The organism is Bradyrhizobium sp. BRP56, from assembly GCF_020194035.1.
Classification (GTDB): Bacteria; Pseudomonadota; Alphaproteobacteria; order Rhizobiales; family Xanthobacteraceae; genus Bradyrhizobium; species Bradyrhizobium australafricanum.
Map to the genome: position 1 here is coordinate 26051 of NZ_JADYVV010000063.1, position 18220 is coordinate 44270.

Genomic DNA, 18220 nt, shown 5'->3' on the forward strand with positions numbered 1-18220 from the left:
TTTCTCACCATTGTACGAAGCAGCTAAGCCCCATCCTACTGCTTGATCGTGAAGGCCTGCCCCGTTGGCAAAAGCGCGAGATTCTCGGCCTTCGATTCGAAGAATTCGTCAGCTGCTTGTTTCGCACCTGGGCATGATTTGAACCCGTGGTCATCAAGCAGGATAATGCCACCCGCAACCATGCGAGGATAGAAGAACTGAAGCGAGTCAAGCGTGGGCTGGTAGAGATCGACATCGACGTGCACAAAGCGAAACCTGCAGTCGGCCGCTTCGGCAAATCGCGTGGGAATCCAGCCCTTGTAAATCCGATAGTTGTCGAACTCTCGCAAGCTCTGCGTCAACTCATCTTCGGCCGCGGTCAGAGAGCCCTTTCGCCAGTACGTGCCATCGACGGAAGCCGGCTCGGACAACCCCTCGAAGCTGTCGAAGAGATGAATCGACATCGGTATCTTCCTGAAGGCCTGGCACAGCAAGTAGGCCGTAGCGCCCCTGTACGCGCCGCATTCGGCGGCATCGCCTTCGAGATGAAGCACGAGCTTCAGCAACTCGTTCATCGCATATTTGCGATCAAGCGAATGCCAGTTCCCTACATCCATGAACCTCATGTAGTAGGCAAGGAATGCTTCATCCTCGAGGAATATTCGAGCAAATTCGGAGAATTTGAACTTCGGATAGATGGCTGTCGTCAGCGCCTCCGCCGAAAGATAGCGTTCGAATTCGGAGGATTGAAACTCCAGCCCACGCTTCAAGAGCGTAAGAAGCTGAACAGCCTTGTCCGGCGCAAGGCTCTCGATCTCCGCCGCCAGCCGCGTAGCATCAGAACTGTAGACTGGGGCCGGAGCGGGTTGCACGGGGGCCTCGCTCTCGGTCTTCGCGCGCGGTCCCAGCAACGGCGCCATTATTCGCTTCAACATCCTCCGACAGCTCCGCTTACCCGGGCGACATCCTCTTGTTCAGAGGAGATCACGATTTCACTCTCCAGATTGACCAAGGCTGTCGTGAAAGCCCCTTTTGTGCCAACAACCCGGAATTGAATGGCATCCTCGACGAAATCGATTTTTGCACCATCGTGGAGATGCGCGGCGCCGAGCGTTAGAAAGAAGTCGCCCGCCGCCAACCACATCGTGCAATCGCACGCTATCGTCAGAACATCACCGGCACGGGCTTGCCACGCCACGCCATGGCTGGTCAGGTTGGTTGCCCCCCATACGACAGTTCCCCTGCGGTCCTTGATTGCAAAACCACAGGACAGTGCCGGAATGTCCGCATCGCACCGAAACCGCATCGAAAAGCGATAGTTACTTCCACTCTGAAGGAGCGTTGCGCGCCGTCCGTGCTCATCGAACACCCCCCAATCGAGCAAACGCCCCTCACCCGATCCATATCGAACCTTCGGCGCGATTTCCTCCGCCGGCAGCTCGGAATCGTCGGTATTCTCGACGGTTCGTTGACTGATCGCGTTCTCCAGCCCCGGCGACGACGCCTCTTCGGCCGCGGTCGCCGTGCTCGCTTCCGATTTGCCAAACAGCAGATTGTGATAGACCACCGATATCGGCCCGGCCTCGCCTTCCGCGAAGACTCGTCCGCCTTCCAGAATCAGGGCGCGATCGCAGAAAGTCGTAATCGTGTTGGTATCATGGGACACGAGCAAGATCGTCGCGTTCTTCTGCTTCAGCCGCTGGATCCAGCCGAAGCACTTCATTTGAAACCGCGCGTCGCCAACCGATAGAGCTTCGTCAACGATCAGGATATCAGGCTCGACGCTGATCGCCGTGGCGAACGTGAGACGCGCCTGCATCCCGGTCGAATAGGTCTTGAAAGGCTGGTCGATCACGTCCCGCAACTCGCTAAATTCGATGATCGAATCGAGCTTGCGTTCGATTTCCGCCTTGGGCATGCCGAGGCACAGCCCACCCATGAAAATGTTCTCTCGGCCGGTGTAGTCCGGGTGAAAGCCGGTTCCCAGTTCGAGGATGGCGGTGATCCGGCCGTTGACGTCCAAATCACCCGACGAGCGCTCGAGTGTTCCGGCGATGATCTTGAGCAGCGTCGATTTTCCGGCCCCGTTGCGCCCAAGAATTCCGACGATCTCTCCACGCTTGAGATCGAGATCGACGGCCTGAAGGGCCACGCGCTCGGTGTGGCGCGGAACGCGGCGAATAACTTCCACCAGCGGATCGATTGCATGCTCATAGACGCGGTACGCCTTTCGCAGCCCGCGCGCACGGATGGCGATTTCGGATCCGGTCATAGCGCGTCACCAAAGCCGTGCTGCAGGCGAGAGAATACTGCGTAGCCGATTGCCAGGCAGGAGACCGCCCCAAGGGGAAAAACAATCCAAGCCGCCGGATGTTGAAAGGCTCCAAAATAGAGCGCGTCCTGCCAGCACCAAACCTGGTAGCTGAACGGATTGAAATGAAAAACCCAATTCATCCAGCTCGGCGTCACATACGGGTTGAACAAGATGGGCTGTGCGAACAGGTTGACCGCACAGAAGATCGTCACGATGTCGCGCAAATCGCGAAAGAAGATGCCGAGGGCCGATAGCATGAGAGCAACGCCGGTCATCGCAATGAGTTGGATCGCAATCAGGAACGGGACGGTCAGAACCATGAAGGTCAGGGTTCCGCTGACCGCAGCGTAGCCGATCGTGAACAGAAGCGCGATTGAGTATGGAAGCGCCGAAGCGATCGCAGTCTTGATCGGCAATACCACGACCGGAAAAATAATCTGCTTCACGAGGCTCGCATGAGCGGTCAATATCGTGGTGGAGCGCGCCAGCAAATCCTGAAACGCCAGCCACGAGACTATTCCGATCAAGACATTGACGGCAAAATCGGGATGGCCGCCGCTGCTACCGACGCGGGTCGGGAATACGTAGGCGAACAGGAGCGAGTACATCAGCATGAGCAGCAGCGGATGGCCATAAGCCCACAGCGCGCCCAGCAGCTGTCCGGTGTGACGATCACGCAACTCACGCTTCACGAGCTCAGCAACGAGCTCGCGGTGTCCGTACACCGAGCCAAGAAGTGACTGCGCCGCGATCACAGCGAGACCTCCGGATTAGCCGACAGCCACGCTTGCGCCATCAAGACATTCCACAGTGGATAGGCCCAGTTCGCGCCAGCCAGATGCGCTTGCCATCGCTCTCGGATCGGTGCGGGAGTAAACAATTCCTGGTCCTTCAATCTTTTCTCAGCCAACAATTCTTCCGCCCAGTCCCTCAGCGGTCCCCTCAGCCACTCCGCCAGCGGCACGCCAAATCCCATCTTTGGACGGTCAAGCAGTGCACGCGGGACACGGCGATAGAGCACCTCGCGCAACGCCCATTTGGCAACGCCATCGCGATACTTCATATGCCTTGGAAGGGTCCAGGAGAATTCCACGACCCGGTGATCCAGTAGCGGAACCCGCGCTTCGAGGCCGACGATCATGCTGGCGCGATCGACCTTCGTCAGAATGTCGTCAGGCAGATAGGTGAGAGTGTCGATAAGCATCATCCGGTCGAGAAAATTCGGAACGCCGGTCGGGAGATGCGTATCCCAAAGCACCCCCTTGGTCTCGGAAGCTCCGATCACCAGATCGTCCGGTGTGTGCCAATGGCTCAGCATCCCGCGATAGAGCGTGTCGGGATCACCCTCGAGAATGGCCGGGGCGTACCGTTCAACCTTCGAACCAAGACCGTTTATCCGCCAGCGGCCCGGCAGCACCTCGCCGATCTGATCCAAGGCACGCCTCGGAACAGCACGGAGACCTCGAGCCAGCACATTGCGCAAAGCCCCTGGGGCGGGGCTGGCGACCTTTCGCATATCCAGCGCGTAGGCATAGCGGGAGTAGCCCGCGAATAATTCATCGCCACCATCTCCCGAAAGCACGACCTTAACATGCTGACGGGTCAGCTCGCACACCAAGGCGGTCGGCAGTTGAGAGGAGTCGGCGAACGGTTCGTCGTACCATTGCGGGAGATGCTCAACCATATCCAAGGCATGCGAGGCATCAGCATACAATTCGGTGTGGTCAGTTCCGAGATGGCGCGCGACCTCGCGCGCAAAGGGCGCCTCGTCAAATCCCTTCTCCGCAAAACCGATCGAGAATGTATTGATCTTTCGATCTGCGGTCTCTGCCATCAGCGCAGTCACGAGCGAGGAGTCTATCCCTCCCGACAACAGCGAACCAATCGGCACGTCGGCAACCAGCCGGCGCCTCACCGCATCGGACAGCAGAGCATCAAGGCGATTGATCGCCTCGCCCTCGTCGATTTTCGATTTGCCGCCTACCGACGTCTCAACGAGGCCTCTGAGATTCCAGAAACGCTCAGTCGAAACTTCGCCGCCAAGCTTGGTCTTGAGCATGGTGCCCGGTTCAAGCTTGTAGGTATCCTTATAGATCGTAAAAGGCGCCGGGATATAGTTGTGGCGCATGAACGAAGCCATCGCGTTGCGATCCACGGCTGGCGCCCAGCCCGGAACAGCGCGCAGCGCTTTCAATTCCGAGCCGAAGGTCAGCACCCCGTCAATTACGCTCCAGTAAAGCGGCTTGATTCCAAGGCGGTCGCGCACAAGAGTCAGGTCGCCAGTCTGCTTGTCATAGAGCGCGATGGCGAACATGCCGATCAGGCGCGGCACCACGTTTTCGATGCCCCATTCCGCGCAGGCCTCGAGGATAACTTCAGTATCCGAGTGACCTTTGAGCCGACGATTGGTCCGCTCAAGATCGGCCGCAATCTCGTTATGGGAGTAAACCTCACCATTGTAGACAATGACGAACCGCCCACATCCCGACGTCATCGGTTGAGCGCCCGTGGGGGTCAAATCACGGATCGCCAGACGTCGGTGACCGAAGCCCACACCTCGTTCGCTGTCGAGCCAAGTGCCGCGCGAATCCGGCCCACGATATGCGAGGCTATCGGTCATTTCGTCGAGGACCCGCTGCGATAGAGGCCCGCGGCCGCCCGGCCGAAGTCGCATGAAACCCGCAATGCCGCACATTACTGCGCCCCTCTCCCCCTGGCCGTAGACACTGTTCAGATCACTGAAAAAAGCAGAGCAGCAAGGAACGTGTATTTGACGCAATCATTGCGCTGCCTCCTGATGCTCCTGGTGATTCAAGCCCAGCAAGCTTGGAGCCAGTACACGGCCTGGTCCGTAGAGGCGTACCGCTTCATCGAAAGCCCGACTGGGATTGGCCACATCGGTGATCATCACAGCATCAAATGGAATGGCAACACGATCGTAGCCAGCAACAACCTGGACCCCGACGAAACGCGTGTCGCCTGCATTTTCATCAACAATTGCGACGATCGAGACACCGCAATCGACAGCCGACAGCATGGCAATCTCGGCCAAGTCCGACCTCCCGCAAAGCACCAGATTCTGGAAATGCCGCGCCTTCGCCAATTGAAGGACCTGCGCACAATCGGCCTTGGCCTGACGAAAAAACGAGAAAGAGGACGACAGATATTCCACGGTCAGGCGCGATTTCTCAGCGAAGCCCTTTGGCGTCAGGTAATAGGCGTAGCGACGCGCCGGCGCCTGGCTGACTTTGACAAGGCCCTTCTTGATGCATCGCTTGAGGTAGGCGTTAACGAGGCCAAGCGCGATACCAAGCTCCTCCGCGATGCGGCGCTGCGATTGCGCGCCATCATCGACGGAATTCAGCAAATTAAGGACGATCCGTTCGTCCTCCCCGCTAGAATCCGGCAACGTGTGGTCCATTGAGACTCCCCCTCCGTCGGCGACAGATAGTCCGTTCATGCCGTGAACGTCAAGTCGAACGTTCACGACGTGAACAATTCAATCCAATTGAATTTGTTGAAGAATTTTATGGATAGCTAATTGAGCAAGCAAATTGGCATGCTCGGACAGGCGCCTTTTCTTAGCCTGGATGCAAATGCCCACTCACTACGGCGTACCGAGTATTCGCTCGGCGCTGCCACCGGCCGCGTTCGAACGCCGCCAAATGGACTGACCATACCCCTCCCGCCAGTAGTTGCGTTCGATGAATAACATTCCAGAGTGCGCTGACCGCAATGTCGACGAACAACGACGCCTCGGAATGAGCGGTCACCACATCCGATAAGCGCCTGTACTGGGCGGTTGGAGCTGGCGCAAATCAAGAGCAACCGCGTCGAATCGTCCGCGCAGCAGCAGCCGGCGCTGTGATAGACCCAGGCGGCACAAGCAGCGCATCGCTCGAACTTCGTACCCACCAAATCTGATGATGTCGCACCCGAACCATGCGGCAGGCCGCCGCACTGCTGGTGGACGTGCGTCATCCCGTGGTATGACTGCGGCCCTTCGTGACGTTGGCGACGATGCTGATGGCCTACTTGCGGTCCTGCCGCTCCCTTCGAGACGACACAGATTTTTCATGCTCCCGATTACCCATGAAATCCGGGCTTCCGACAATCCTGCTTCGACTGATCAATGAATCCCCTAGAAATCAAGCTGAAGGGTCGCATCCTCTACATCGCTAACGAGGACTGGGCGTTCTTGCTCAATCGCCTGCCAATGGCGCGGGCAGCGCGTGACGCCGGCCTTGAGGTTCATGTGGCGACCAATGTGAGCAGCGGCGCCGCCTCCATCAAGGCGGAGGACTTTGTACTTCACCAGATCCCCTTCCAACGTGGTCAACGGGCGATGCTCACGGCTGCTGCGGCGCTGAAAGCTATCCGGGAGGTGGAGCGCGCGATCAAGCCAAGCATCGTGCACCATTCCGGGGTGCAATGCTGCGTCTTTGGTTCGCTGGCTGCGCTCGACCGGAGATTCCCCGTCGTCAATGCGATCACCGGGCTCGGCTATATCTTCACGTCATCGAGTTCGCAGTCACGTCTGCTGAAGCGCGTCCTGACCCAACTGCTGCCTTGGCTGCTCAATCGAAATCGCAGCTACACAATCGTGCAAAATCCCGACGACCGCGAGGCGCTGATGGCGCTCGGTGCCAAGCCCGACCGCATGACGTTGATTCCGGGATCTGGCGTTGATGATGAATCATTGCAACCGCTACCTGAGCCGGCAGGCCCGATCACGATCGGATTCGCGGGGAGGCTGCTGGTCGACAAAGGCATCCGCACTTTGGTTCGCGCCCACGGTCTACTGCGCGATCAAGGACACGATATCAACCTTATCATCGCAGGTAATCCTGACCCGGCGAATCCATCGTCCGTGTCACACGACGAGATCGAAGCCTGGATCGCACGACCGGGCATCACGTGGCTCGGGCACATCGACGACATCACCTCGCTGTGGCGCGCTTCACACATCGCGGCATTGCCTTCGTATCGTGAAGGGCTTCCGGGAGCGTTGATGGAAGCAGCCGCCTGCGGCAGGCCCCTGATTGCGACGGACACGCCTGGCTGCCGCGAGATTGTGCTTGCTGATCAAACCGGCCTCTTGGTACCACTCGAGGACCCAATAGCCCTGGCGAGCGCAATTCTGCGGCTTGCTGAAGCGCCTGAGTTGCGGGCGAGGTTCGGTGCTGCGGCGAGACGACGCGTGTCGGAGCGATTCTCTGCAAGGATCATCGGTTACACGATCACTCAGCTCTACGGTGACATATTGGCGCGCAGTGAGACGCCACTGACTGCTTCGAACGCCCGAACCGATCGATAACCGCGACCTCGCCGATTGCGGCCCACTGAACAAGCGAACTGACGCAGCCGGCGTCAAAGCGATGTCCCTCACAGGCTGCGGCCAACGTGTCGTGCCGTGCTTGATATCACCACTATTCTCCGGGCTCCTGCGCCGGCGGCCGGCCTGTGAATGCGGCAGTTGCCAAGGAAATCTCATGAACTCCTCCATGGGACTCGCCCACAGAAACGCCCGCGCAAGCGGAGGCTGGCTGAATTGCTTTGCTGCTCGTTCGACAATTGGCGACTTGTCAACCTGCTTCCCGGTGTTTACAGGACAATGCAATCGTCAAGCACGACCAGAGAGTTCCGCTCATGGAAGCAACTCGGCTCACTCGAAATCTTGAGTGCCCTGGGTCCCGGGACCAGCCATAGCTGTGATGACCGGGAGAGCCCAAGCGAACGAAGCAAGCACAGCGTCGCCGCGGAATTGCGGCGCGGTTCGTTGATCCGGCCCAGCCGCGCAGCGGCGCCGGCCGAACTCAAGATACGCTGCGCCATGTTCGCGAGGCTCCGCATCTGCGAAAGATGACGAACGTCATCACGGCAATTGTTGGCAATTATTGCTTCGTTTGAGATAACAGAGGCTTACTCTTGGCACCAAGCAGGTTAAGTTCTCGAATCTTCGAATCCGCAGGCCGCCAGCCACACTCACCGGCCGCGCATGACCTGCAACGGGACTGGCAGCATGAATACGAACGAGATCGCGGTAGCGGGCAAGATTTCAACGCGCGTGAGCTTGGGCGTATTGATCAGCTTCCATATCGTCGCCTGCTGCATCTCGCTCGGCTATCTCAGCCGCAGCTACGGCAACTTCCATATTTTTTATGATGCCGAACTGCTCTACGGGGCGATCGCAACGATCGCCGCGTTTGCCGCTCTCTCCTACCTTTTCCTCCTCGTTCCATTCAGCTTTGGTTATTTTCTCAGCTTTTATTTTTACACCATGATCCTTGGATACCTCTGGCTAAATTGTTTCTCCCGCTTCGAGTACAATCACTGGCTCAGTGGAGCCTCTGCCGTCGCGTCCATGATAGCATTCATGGCGCCGTCACTCCTCGTGACATCTCCGATCCGACAAGTGTTCACGATTAGCGAAACAACCTTCTACCGCGCATTGACAATTATCTTGGCAGTCGGTGTGGCCACGATCCTGATAGCCGCAAGCTATAGCTTCAAAATGGTCTCGCTCGGGCAGATGTACGACTTCCGCGACAAGATCAACATGCCCTCCCCGCTCGTCTACTGCATTGGCGTTGTTTCGAACGCCCTGTTGCCCTTCACCTTTGCTTGCTTTGTGGAGCGGCGGAATTACTGGCGAGCTGGACTGACGCTTGTCCTATTGCTGCTTGTCTACCCAATCACGCTCAATAAGATCGCGTTCTTCACACCAATGTGGCTTCTGGCCATGGCTGTACTGACGCGCCTGCTCGATTGCCGAATTGCAGTTGTGCTCTCGCTATTCGTACCGCTGATTATCGGCGTCGTCTCGTATGCCATCCTCGGCATCAGCGACACGCGCTATCTCGATATCGTCAATCTTCGAATGATTGCTACGCCTTCAAATGCGATGGATATCTACAACGACTTCTTCTTCAACCACCCTCTCACATCCTTCTGCCAGATTACATTTGTCAAAACCCTCGTCTCTTGTCCCTATACGGTTCAGTTGGGAGAAGTGATGCAGCAGGCCTACCGGCTCGGTAATTTCAATGCCTCCCTTTTCGCGACCGAAGGGATCGCTTCGGTCGGCGTTCTCCTGGCGCCGATCCCGGTTTTGGCGTGCGGACTAGTAATCGCTCTCGTCAATCGATTTTCCTCGGGCCTTCCTCCTCGCTTCATCCTTGTATCTGGTGCGATCCTTCCTCAGATCCTCTTGAACGTGCCATTCACGACAACCCTCCTCTCTCACGGCGCCGCCGTACTTTTTCTGCTATGGTATCTGACGCCGCGCTCAGTCTTTGCATCGCAGAGTGGATCTGTCGCCGTCGAGAGGAAGCTTGAAGAGCACCTCGCATGACCATCAAGCGGTCGATGTTGGTTAGCGATCGCATTTGGTGCGAGCCAACACTGCATTTCGCCCTGATCTACGCCGCATCCTGATCTGCAAACTGGACACGACATGTCGAAGCGATTTCAGCGGAGGCTCGTTCTCGCGACCATTTTTGGAGCGATCTTATACATTCCGCTCGGGCTCTACCTCGATACGCTTCCGCCTTGGCGTGAGCCGGACCCGGGCATCATCCGCCCGCCATTCAAACATTTTGGCGGCAACGCTTGGCAATATCTGACGCTTATTCCAGGCGCCGTCTCGGACAGCAATGAGGCACCCAGTCGGTCGCGGCTTGAAGTGACAGAAGACCGTCACGCTCTCGGACCAGCTCATACGACGCACGTCGATATCGCCGAGAAAGGAAACGGACGATACTCTCATTGGCAATCGTCCTTGATTTTCTCGACGAGCGACAACAGCGACCCGAATACAAACGGGCGAGCCTACCGAGTCATTGATCCAGACGCGAAGGACCCCTTCGTCTCGCTCCGAATTCCTCATCGTCCAAGTTTGTTGAGCCGGCTATTCCCATCGAGGTTCGATCACTGAACCTCTCGCCCCTCCAACTTGCGCGTTTTGCATCTGGAAGCAGATATTCACGAGCGGTCAGAACACGAGGTGACCAAGAAGCGGATCGAGCGATCTTTGACCGGACACCAAAAGCAGCGCACGGAGCCAGCAAGATCAATCCTATTGCGATTGCATTGGCATAGTGGAAAACGACGTCCTGCATGTTCTCAATGTGCAAAACGTACTCGGGATTCAAATAGTCCTCATTGTCGGATCGACTCGATACGTAGCGGTAGATCTCGTTGGCGTTTGCCCAACCTGCTTTTGTGTATTTCCCGGCAATCTCCGCTCGCAAGACGCCGCGCCGCACGTCGTACCTGTAAGCCGAAATCCCATAGTCTGGATCAACCAGGTAGTCGTGCCCACCGGCAGCAAACTTTACGAGCACATGGCCACCGACACCGAACGCCCACGCTTGAATGCCATTTTTGCGAAGAATCTCGGAAGTGATCACTGCGCGCTGGCCACAGAAGCCGCATATCAGCGTACGTTTCTGAAGAAGGCCCTCGCTCCAAATTAGGCTCGCGTCGATTAGTGCTAACTGAGCAAGAGTTGCAGAAAGAGCACGCTCAATCGGCGTCAACGAGAAGTCGCCCGGTTCGCAGTTGTAGCTGGTGTAGTGCACCGCGAGCGCGATCCGGTTCGCGTAGGCGACATCGTCGGTCTCAGAAGGACGTCGGACGAGTTCGGCGTCCGGAATCTCGCTAAGTGAGCGCCCGCTCACATAGTCGTATCCGGGTACACCAACTTGCCTGCCTCGCGATTGCCTAGGCAGAAGCTGCGAAGCAGAGACGGCCACCAGCAAGATTGCGACGACCGTCCGCAGCAGGGTCGGCCTTCTGAGCCTCGGCAGGGTCCTCAGCCAGTTCATCGGCGGCGATGCTCTTTGTTGAGGGCGCTCTTAAGCTCCGTACTGCACCCGCATGAGACGCAAGACGCTTCTTGTGCTTGAACACATTATTTTCAAACGGTGAGAGCGTGAATAGCTCAATTGAGCTATTCACCGTGCAGATTTGGCCCGCCAGAAACCTACAGAAACACTGGTGCAATCTGAAACCCAAGAACCACATTGGCTAACCAGGTGACGGAGCGCTTGGTGACTCTGCCGGCGCGCCTGGAAAATCGCGGAGGGCTAGCAGGCAGCAAGGATTGCTGCCGAGCGCAACTCAAGTATCAATCGATGAAGGGCAAGCTATCTTCCTGAATTGCGCAGCTCAGCAGCGTCGATGGCCGGCTCGGCGATCATGGTGGTCGCTTATGAGGTAGCGTGGGGTCACGTCTTGCCGCCCCCAGGAAGCTGGCCTTCAACTCACGGCGGTTTGCCGGATAGCGTCCGAAAAGCTTCGCGCGAACGCACGGACATTGTCGTCCTGATGCGGGACAATGTTTCGTACCGTCGGAGGGCTATCCATCTCCGAAATCTGCATCAGATGATCCGCCAGCGCGACCGGGTCATCGACGCCGAAATAGCGGGCGGCACCTGAGGTCTGCTCGCGGTGCACGTCGATATCCGACAGGATCACTGGAACGCCAAACGACTTCGCCTCCTCGACGGTCGTGCTCCAGCCCTCGAAGCGCGATGGGTTGATCAGGGCTGTTGAAGCGCGCAGCAGCGCGTAGACATGCGGCAGCGGGATAACGCCAAGGTGGCGGAACTGCGCTTCAAGGCCGCGCTTTTGGATCTCGGAGTTTACCAGATCATAGTAACCCGGCTCGCGCCGGTCTTCCTTGCTGCCGGATGCACAGATCACCACGTCGATCGCCCGCCCCTTCAGGATCGTCAAGGCGTCGACGACGAGCTGGTGGTTCTTGTGGCGATAGAACTGATTGGGTAGGTAGAAATAGTTCGCCGGCAGATTATATTCCGCGATTACGTCCGACGGGTCGGTGTTCAGGAACGCGGCCGGTGGCTGGGTCGCGAAGCGAACGACGCAGACCTTGTTTCTTGCGCCTGGATAGTAGGCCTTGAAATCACGCAGCGCGCTCTCGCTGCTCAGCATGATGGTTCGGCCCGAGGCGATTTGCATGCGAAAGCCAAGCTCGCGGCGCCAGCGTGCCGTCGTTGGAAACAGTTGCGGCAGCGAGCGGTGCTGCAGATCCGGAATCCACGCCACTGCCGGATGCGCGAGTCGCCAACCAAAGAAACGTGCCGATTCGACGACGACGTCAATCCCGGCGCCGCGAAACGCCGCCGCGGCTCCGCGATCCAGACCAAGCCCGAGTGCCGCGGCCAACCCTGGCTGTCCATCGAACGCTTCCGATCGAACGACCTCGACACCCGGTATTCCGGCAAGCTCCGCGAGCTCATTCTGCTCGGCCCTGTTCCCGGCAAAGACGATCGGAACGAATTCGCCGGGCAGAAACCTGGCAAGCGCCGCAAACAGATTGCGCTGATAATTGTAGCCGCCGGCCCAAAGCCGTCGCGAAATGTGACTGAACGCGAACCGCAATGGGCGGGGCGTCACGAAGCCTGCCCCTTGAACCAGGCCACGTAATCGGCAAGGCCCCGATCGAGCGGAATGCGCCAATCGAACCCGATCTGGCGCAGCACGGCATCATCGGCCAACAGGCTCAGGGGATCGCCGGGCCGGCTTACGCCCGAGTGCCGCACAACGGTATTGCCGCCCCACTCCCGGATGAGACCGGCTGCGATATCGGCAACGCTGGTCCCGCGGCCCGACCCGCCATTGATGACCCGGAAGGCCGCCGGCGACGACGGCGCTGCGACGCTTGCGAGCAGCCTTGCGACATCGCGAACGTCGGTCCAGTCGCGGATTTCGTTGCCGGTCCCGCCAAGCGTGAGCACCTGCTCCTTGGCCGCCAGCCGCGAGCAGATGTCCCAGAGCAGCTGCTTGCGCAGATTGGGTCCATAAACCGAGAACAACCGCACGATCGCGCAGCGGATGCCAAACGACTGCGCGTAGCTCCGGCACAATTGCTCCATCATCAACTTGTGCTGCCCATAGGGCGACATCGGAGTTGCGATCGCGCTTTCAGCGATCGGGCCGACATGGTCGGCTCCATAGACGGCCGCACTTGACGCCGCGATCACGGCGCAGGTCGGCGCGGATCCGCGCAGCCATTCGAGCAGCCGCGCGGTGCTCGCCACGGTCCGCGAAAAGTCCTCGAACGGCCGCTCGATCGAGATGCCGACCGACGATCCGCCAGCCAGATGAAAGATCTGCGCCGGCAGCCCGTGGGCGGTGGCAAGCGCGTTGAGATTGGCCGCGTCGATCTCGCCGTTGATCCAGCTCTGCAAACCAAGCCGGCGAACTTCCGCTGCATCGAGTGCGCCATGCCCGACGCCGAGCACCGCATGGCCCGCTCCCGCCAGCTCATGCACGAGATGGCGGCCGATGAACCCATTCGCGCCTGTGACCCAGACGATCATCGCTCACGCCTTGTGACAGACAAAGGAGTAGAGCCGGCCCGGTCGATTGTCGAAACGTTCGGCCATCGACAGCAGCGAGCCGAACACAAGGCGTGACGCAAACGCGGTTCGCCACAGCGGCGCCACCGGAACCTTTTGCGTCAACCTGGTCACGATCGCCGATTTCAGGGTCTCCACCGTATAGGGAAACAGGTTGATCGGGCTTTGCAGCGGCGCCAGCGTGTCGATCGCGGAAAACCCTGCGGCGGTCAGCGCGCCGATATAGCGATCGAGCAGGAAGGCATGCTCGCCCCCGTAAAGATGATGCAGCGGATGCTGCGCGAGGAACTGGGGAAGGTCCGCCTCCTTGCTGATGACATGCTCGCGCGCGGCGATCAGCATGCCGCCGGGCCGCAGCACGCGAAACATCTCCCGGCATGCTCCCTCGAGATCGCGCGTGTGGTGCAGCACGGCGCGGGCGAAGACGAGATCGAACGCCGCATCGGCGAACGGCAGCCGCTCGGAGAACTCTTCGACCACCCGGATCGGCAGTTGCGTCTGCCCTGCCAGATCGCGGATCGCCGCCGCTCCCACGATCGCACTGGGATCCGGCTCGAGCGCCGTCACGGCAAAGCCGGTTCGGGCGAGCGCGTAGCTCGCAATGCCGCGGCCGGCGCCAACATCGAGCGCGGCGCCGGACCGGCCGGCCAGCAGCGAAGCGACCGCCTGCCACTCGGAGCTCCGGAAATAGCGTTCGGCAGCGTCGGCCAGCGGATCGTCGTAGAATGCATCGAGCACAAGCTGGCGCTGGTCCGGCTGATTGCGCAGCCAGACCACCGCGTCCTCCCAGGTGGTAAACTTGCGCTCACCGTTCATCGGGCCCAAGCTCCCTCACCAATACGGCCGGATTGCCCGCAACGATCGAAAACGCCGCGACATCCCTGGTCACAACCGCGCCGGCCGCGACGATAGCGCCCTGGCCCACCGTCACACCGCGCAAGACCATCGCACCCGCGCCGATCCACGCATCATCGCAGATTTTGACCGGACTCTCATCAAGCGAGATATCGTTCGGATGCCCACGGGTGAAAATCTGCTGGACCTGTTTGTGCCGCTCGGCCGCCCGCAGCGGGTGCGTGAGATTGTCGAAAACATTCGCCGAATGCGAGATCAGGACGCGGTTGCCGATCTCGATCGAGGTCGCAGACCAGATCCGGGTTCCTTCGCCGACGTAGCACCACTCGCCGATCCTGATCTCTCCACCATGCGCGAAGGTCATCAACTCCCCGCGGATAATACTGTTATCTCCGACGACGATTCGATCGCTGTCGCAACGAATGTTGCGGATGCGTGCTGTCCGCATCAATTTTGCACCAGCTCCAAGACGGCAGGTTGCCCGTCCCACAAGTCGTTGCAGGCAATAGTCGAGATTCATCAGCTCAACTCAATTCTGGGCGATGGCGTTAGCATAGATGCTTGCTCGTTGAACCGGTCGCGCCCGCCGCTGTACCGGGCGAACAGACTCGCATCGTCGCCTCCTTTTTTCGGCGCTACAGTGCGGCACGGTACATTCGTCGGCCCCCATTTGAGTTGATGGATCAAGTTGCTTGCAGACATCATCGCGGCCCCATCGCCCTCCGCTCGGATCTGTGCAACGTCTATCATGGCTCAATCCGCGCGACGAGATCGATAAACTGTGCCCACTGCGAGGCCTTGCTGTAGGTCTCCTGCACACGGCTCCGGCCGGAGGCGGCGATCCCGGCCCATTGAGGCCAATCCTGCAGGCTGCGTGAGATCGCCTCGGCGGCCCGCTCGGGAACGTCGTAGGTGCGCATCGTGACGCCGTCCTGCATCGCCTCCGGATAGTTGCCGGCATCCGACACGAGCAGCGACCCGCAACCCATCGCCTCGAAGCAGCGCATATTGCCGCGGTCGCTGCCAGCCATGTCGATTGCGCCGTTGAGCACGATCTTCGCCGATCCGAACAGCTCGTAGAGGTCCCTGCCGAACAGCGGCAACCTCGCGATTCGCGCGATGGCGTCGGGGCGGCGGTGCTTGCGCAGCGGCAGCAATCGACCGACCGCGCTTTCGGCAAGCCGCGTCAGCCGCGACGCATCGAGGCAGAACACGATCTTGCGATCAGCCGCCAGGGCGGCGACCTGTTCGAGCGTCCTGCCCCGCGCGCTATGATGCCGCGAATATCCACCGACAAACGCCACGTCGATCGGCCGTTCGCCGTGGCCGTACTGCTCCATGACAGGGTCGATCGCGGGAAAGAAGAGCTCCGCCCGGCACCCCTTGCTGCGCCACGCCTCGAGGATCGAGGGGAAGTTTCCAAGCACCGCGCCATAGGCGGTCAGATCGGCATTTCCGGAAGGCGCGGCGCGCCAGCACAGCATCTTCTTCACGCAGCCGGGAAGCTTGGCGACGAACGCACTCGGATAGCGCACCGGATCGAGATTGTAGAACACCTCGGTTCTATGATGCTCGATCTGCGCGAGCAGAATGGCCTCGAGCGTCGGCGATTCCTTCATGCCCTGCTCACGCGCCCACTGGCGCTGCAGCACCTCGTCGTCGCCATTCGTGAAGAAGGCTTCAGCTGCGCCGTCGAGCACGGGCTTTAGAAAATGCGCGGCGCCAAATCGATCATGCAGGAACACGTCGCGGCGCGCGTCGAAACCTGACGCTTTTGCCGCGAGCTGGTTCAGCCTCGGCAAATAGGACGGATAGAGACCGCTATTCTGGAACAGACGCATTGGTTACGCGGACCTTGCCAACATCCATTTCATGTTCAAGTAAGGCCAGATCCGGCCGACGCTCTTCCAATCCCAGCTCTGCGACGCCGTCAAGCGGCCGACCGTCTTTCGAAGGGGCGTTTCGTCGACAAACTCGGCGAATGCCGGAACATTCCGCTCGAGCAGCTCTGCCGTCCAGCCCGCCAATGGCCCGTTCAGCCATTCCGGCATCGGCGAGTTGAAGCCTACCTTGCGGCGCGCGGTGCGGATGCTTTCGGGCATCAGGTTCGCCATCGCCTGCCGCGCCACCACCTTGGTCAGGCCATCAGCCGACTTGCTCGTTTCCGGCAACGCCATCGTGTAAGTGACCAGCCGCCAGTCCATGAACGGCATGCGGACCTCGATCCCGTGCGCCATCGAGAGCCGGTCGAAATTGCGCAGAATGGTAGGCAGCGTGGTCGAATGGAACATGCGGTAGAGGCGCCGGTTCAACGCGCCCCATGTATCAGGCAATTCGTCATCCTCGGCGACCAGCGGCAGCGGCGCAGGCGCGGCCGCAGCGCCTCCGCGCAGGAAGTAGTGCCCCTCGCGCTTGATCATCTGCGCGCGCAGGAAGTCGATGCCGCGCTGCGCCAGCTGCGATCGTGAGGTGAGCGCGGCTGCTGCGTTCCGGATCCGGAATGCGGCCGACTGCCCCTCCTGCAGGTAGGCGCCCATCAATTCGTCCGCGCCGTGGCCGTCGAGTGACACGGTGACGTTCTGGCGCCGGAGCTCGCGATAGATCAACCACGGCGCGCTCGGCAGCCCGATATAGACGTCGTCATTATCGTCGAGGATGCGGTCAAGGTCGGTGAGCGCGTCGGAGCGCCCGATCTCGAGAAAGCTCGGTGCCACCTCGGCCCACGCGGCCGCTTCCTCCGCCATCGGCCGCTCGTCGTTGCTGGCGCCGGGAAAGGTCGCGACAAAGGCGTGTCGCCAGGCCGTCGAGTCCCGCGGTCCCATGCCGGCCTTCTCATGGGTCGCCATGGCGCAGATCACCGCGGACGAATCGAAGCCGCCGGACAGACAGGTCCCGATCGGAACATCGCTGCGCATCCGCAGCGCGACGGAATCCTGAAACAGGTCGCGAAAGCGCTCGACGCGCGCCGTCTCGGTATCCGGAATCGCCGGCAGATGGTCCACGGTCCGCCACCAGCGGCGCACCTGCACACGCCCCTGGCGTAACCACATGCAGTGGCCGCCCTGCAGGCGGCGCAGTTGCGCGAACAGCGTCCGTTCGCTGCCTTCGATCCCGAACGGGTCAAGCAACAGCCGCCGCGCCACATCGACATCGAGCGACGTTTCGACCAACCCACTCCGCGCCAGCGCGCGCTGCTCGGACGCGAACACGAAGCGCCCGGACGACAGCGCATACAACATCGGTTTGATGCCGAAGCGATCGCGCGCCAGGAACAGATCATCCGTGGCCGTGTCGTAGATCGCCAGCGCCCACATACCGTTGAAGCGCAGCAGCATGTCCTCGCCCCAAGCCTGCCAGGCGGCAAGGACCACTTCGGTATCGGACTGGCTGCGGAAAACCGCGCCCTTCGCCTCGAGCTCGCGGCGCAATTCGAGGAAGTTGTAGATCTCGCCATTGTAGACGATCACATGGCGGCCATCGGCTGACACCATCGGCTGATAGCCGCCCTCACCGGGATCAATGATGGCGAGCCGGCGATGGCCGAAGGCGACGTTTCGCTTGGCATTGAACCAGGTGCCCTCGCCGAACGGACCGCGATGCGCGATCAAATTGGTGAGCCGCGAGATGTCGGCCGGCTCCACGGAAGCGCCGCGCAGATTGACGATGCCTGCGATGCCGCACATGT

Annotated in this window: 14 protein-coding genes; 2 read left to right on the forward strand and 12 right to left on the reverse strand. The window is 59.9% G+C overall.

Annotation, left to right across the window (positions count from 1 at the left end):
- Positions 1-35 precede the first annotated feature (35 nt).
- The 5 genes from I6F38_RS33240 to I6F38_RS33260 form a co-directional block, all read right to left on the reverse strand.
- On the reverse strand, positions 36-899 hold the full coding sequence (locus I6F38_RS33240; protein ID WP_172647622.1) for a TylF/MycF/NovP-related O-methyltransferase: 864 nt from the start codon (positions 897-899) through the stop codon (positions 36-38).
- 8 nt (positions 900-907) lie between these two features.
- The gene (locus I6F38_RS33245) at positions 908-2251 is read right to left on the reverse strand and encodes an ABC transporter ATP-binding protein (RefSeq protein ID WP_225163384.1); all 1344 of its coding nucleotides are present in this window, start codon (positions 2249-2251) and stop codon (positions 908-910) included.
- Entirely contained in the window at positions 2248-3048 is an 801-nt protein-coding gene (locus tag I6F38_RS33250; protein WP_028338356.1) for an ABC transporter permease, read from the reverse strand. The genes I6F38_RS33245 and I6F38_RS33250 overlap by 4 nt, the downstream gene beginning before the upstream one ends.
- The gene (asnB, locus tag I6F38_RS33255; protein WP_172647620.1) at positions 3045-4988 is read right to left on the reverse strand and encodes an asparagine synthase (glutamine-hydrolyzing); all 1944 of its coding nucleotides are present in this window, start codon (positions 4986-4988) and stop codon (positions 3045-3047) included. Before asnB (I6F38_RS33255) ends, I6F38_RS33250 begins: the two co-directional genes overlap by 4 nt.
- Positions 4989-5072: 84 nt before the next feature.
- Positions 5073-5714 (reverse strand): winged helix-turn-helix transcriptional regulator, encoded by a 642-nt coding sequence (locus tag I6F38_RS33260; RefSeq protein WP_172647619.1) that lies wholly within the window; start codon positions 5712-5714, stop codon positions 5073-5075.
- 711 nt (positions 5715-6425) lie between these two features.
- Between I6F38_RS33260 and I6F38_RS33265 the strand changes: the two genes are divergently transcribed.
- Positions 6426-7610 carry a glycosyltransferase family 4 protein gene (locus I6F38_RS33265; RefSeq protein ID WP_172647618.1) on the forward strand — a complete coding sequence of 395 codons (1185 nt, stop codon included), beginning with the start codon at positions 6426-6428 and terminating at the stop codon, positions 7608-7610.
- Positions 7611-8315: 705 nt separating this feature from the next.
- Complete coding sequence (locus I6F38_RS33270; protein ID WP_063787333.1) at positions 8316-9647, forward strand: hypothetical protein; 1332 nt, start codon at positions 8316-8318, stop codon at positions 9645-9647.
- A gap of 484 nt (positions 9648-10131) precedes the next feature.
- Here the strand turns inward: I6F38_RS33270 and I6F38_RS33275 are convergent, their stop codons facing one another.
- The 7 genes from I6F38_RS33275 to asnB (I6F38_RS33305) all read right to left on the reverse strand — a co-directional run bounded on the left by I6F38_RS33275 (position 10132) and on the right by asnB (I6F38_RS33305) (position 18218).
- Positions 10132-11121, reverse strand: coding sequence for a hypothetical protein (locus I6F38_RS33275; RefSeq protein ID WP_194483240.1), 990 nt, complete (start codon positions 11119-11121; stop codon positions 10132-10134).
- Between the two features lie 433 nt (positions 11122-11554).
- Positions 11555-12778 carry a glycosyltransferase family 1 protein gene (locus I6F38_RS33280; RefSeq protein ID WP_225163385.1) on the reverse strand — a complete coding sequence of 408 codons (1224 nt, stop codon included), beginning with the start codon at positions 12776-12778 and terminating at the stop codon, positions 11555-11557.
- On the reverse strand, positions 12712-13641 hold the full coding sequence (locus I6F38_RS33285; protein WP_172647616.1) for an NAD(P)-dependent oxidoreductase: 930 nt from the start codon (positions 13639-13641) through the stop codon (positions 12712-12714). The genes I6F38_RS33280 and I6F38_RS33285 overlap by 67 nt, the downstream gene beginning before the upstream one ends.
- Before the next feature lie 3 nt (positions 13642-13644).
- The gene (locus I6F38_RS33290; RefSeq protein ID WP_172647615.1) at positions 13645-14496 is read right to left on the reverse strand and encodes a class I SAM-dependent methyltransferase; all 852 of its coding nucleotides are present in this window, start codon (positions 14494-14496) and stop codon (positions 13645-13647) included.
- The gene (locus I6F38_RS33295; protein WP_172647614.1) at positions 14486-15055 is read right to left on the reverse strand and encodes an acyltransferase; all 570 of its coding nucleotides are present in this window, start codon (positions 15053-15055) and stop codon (positions 14486-14488) included. Before I6F38_RS33295 ends, I6F38_RS33290 begins: the two co-directional genes overlap by 11 nt.
- 226 nt (positions 15056-15281) lie before the next feature.
- On the reverse strand, positions 15282-16376 hold the full coding sequence (locus I6F38_RS33300; RefSeq protein WP_172647613.1) for a glycosyltransferase: 1095 nt from the start codon (positions 16374-16376) through the stop codon (positions 15282-15284).
- A gap of 3 nt (positions 16377-16379) precedes the next feature.
- A complete protein-coding gene (asnB, locus tag I6F38_RS33305; protein WP_225163386.1) occupies positions 16380-18218 on the reverse strand; it encodes an asparagine synthase (glutamine-hydrolyzing) in 1839 nt (612 codons plus the stop codon).
- Positions 18219-18220 lie beyond the last annotated feature (2 nt).

Coding starts and splice junctions, on each gene's coding strand:
- asnB (WP_172647620.1), bottom strand. CDS start 4,988: ATGTGCGGCATTGCGGGTTTCATGCGACTTCGGCCGGGCGGCCGCGGG.
- I6F38_RS33245 (WP_225163384.1), bottom strand. CDS start 2,251: ATGACCGGATCCGAAATCGCCATCCGTGCGCGCGGGCTGCGAAAGGCG.
- I6F38_RS33240 (WP_172647622.1), bottom strand. CDS start 899: ATGGCGCCGTTGCTGGGACCGCGCGCGAAGACCGAGAGCGAGGCCCCC.
- I6F38_RS33300 (WP_172647613.1), bottom strand. CDS start 16,376: ATGCGTCTGTTCCAGAATAGCGGTCTCTATCCGTCCTATTTGCCGAGG.
- I6F38_RS33260 (WP_172647619.1), bottom strand. CDS start 5,714: ATGGACCACACGTTGCCGGATTCTAGCGGGGAGGACGAACGGATCGTC.
- I6F38_RS33265 (WP_172647618.1), top strand. CDS start 6,426: ATGAATCCCCTAGAAATCAAGCTGAAGGGTCGCATCCTCTACATCGCT.
- I6F38_RS33275 (WP_194483240.1), bottom strand. CDS start 11,121: ATGAACTGGCTGAGGACCCTGCCGAGGCTCAGAAGGCCGACCCTGCTG.
- asnB (WP_225163386.1), bottom strand. CDS start 18,218: ATGTGCGGCATCGCAGGCATCGTCAATCTGCGCGGCGCTTCCGTGGAG.
- I6F38_RS33295 (WP_172647614.1), bottom strand. CDS start 15,055: ATGAATCTCGACTATTGCCTGCAACGACTTGTGGGACGGGCAACCTGC.
- I6F38_RS33270 (WP_063787333.1), top strand. CDS start 8,316: ATGAATACGAACGAGATCGCGGTAGCGGGCAAGATTTCAACGCGCGTG.
- I6F38_RS33285 (WP_172647616.1), bottom strand. CDS start 13,641: ATGATCGTCTGGGTCACAGGCGCGAATGGGTTCATCGGCCGCCATCTC.
- I6F38_RS33290 (WP_172647615.1), bottom strand. CDS start 14,496: ATGAACGGTGAGCGCAAGTTTACCACCTGGGAGGACGCGGTGGTCTGG.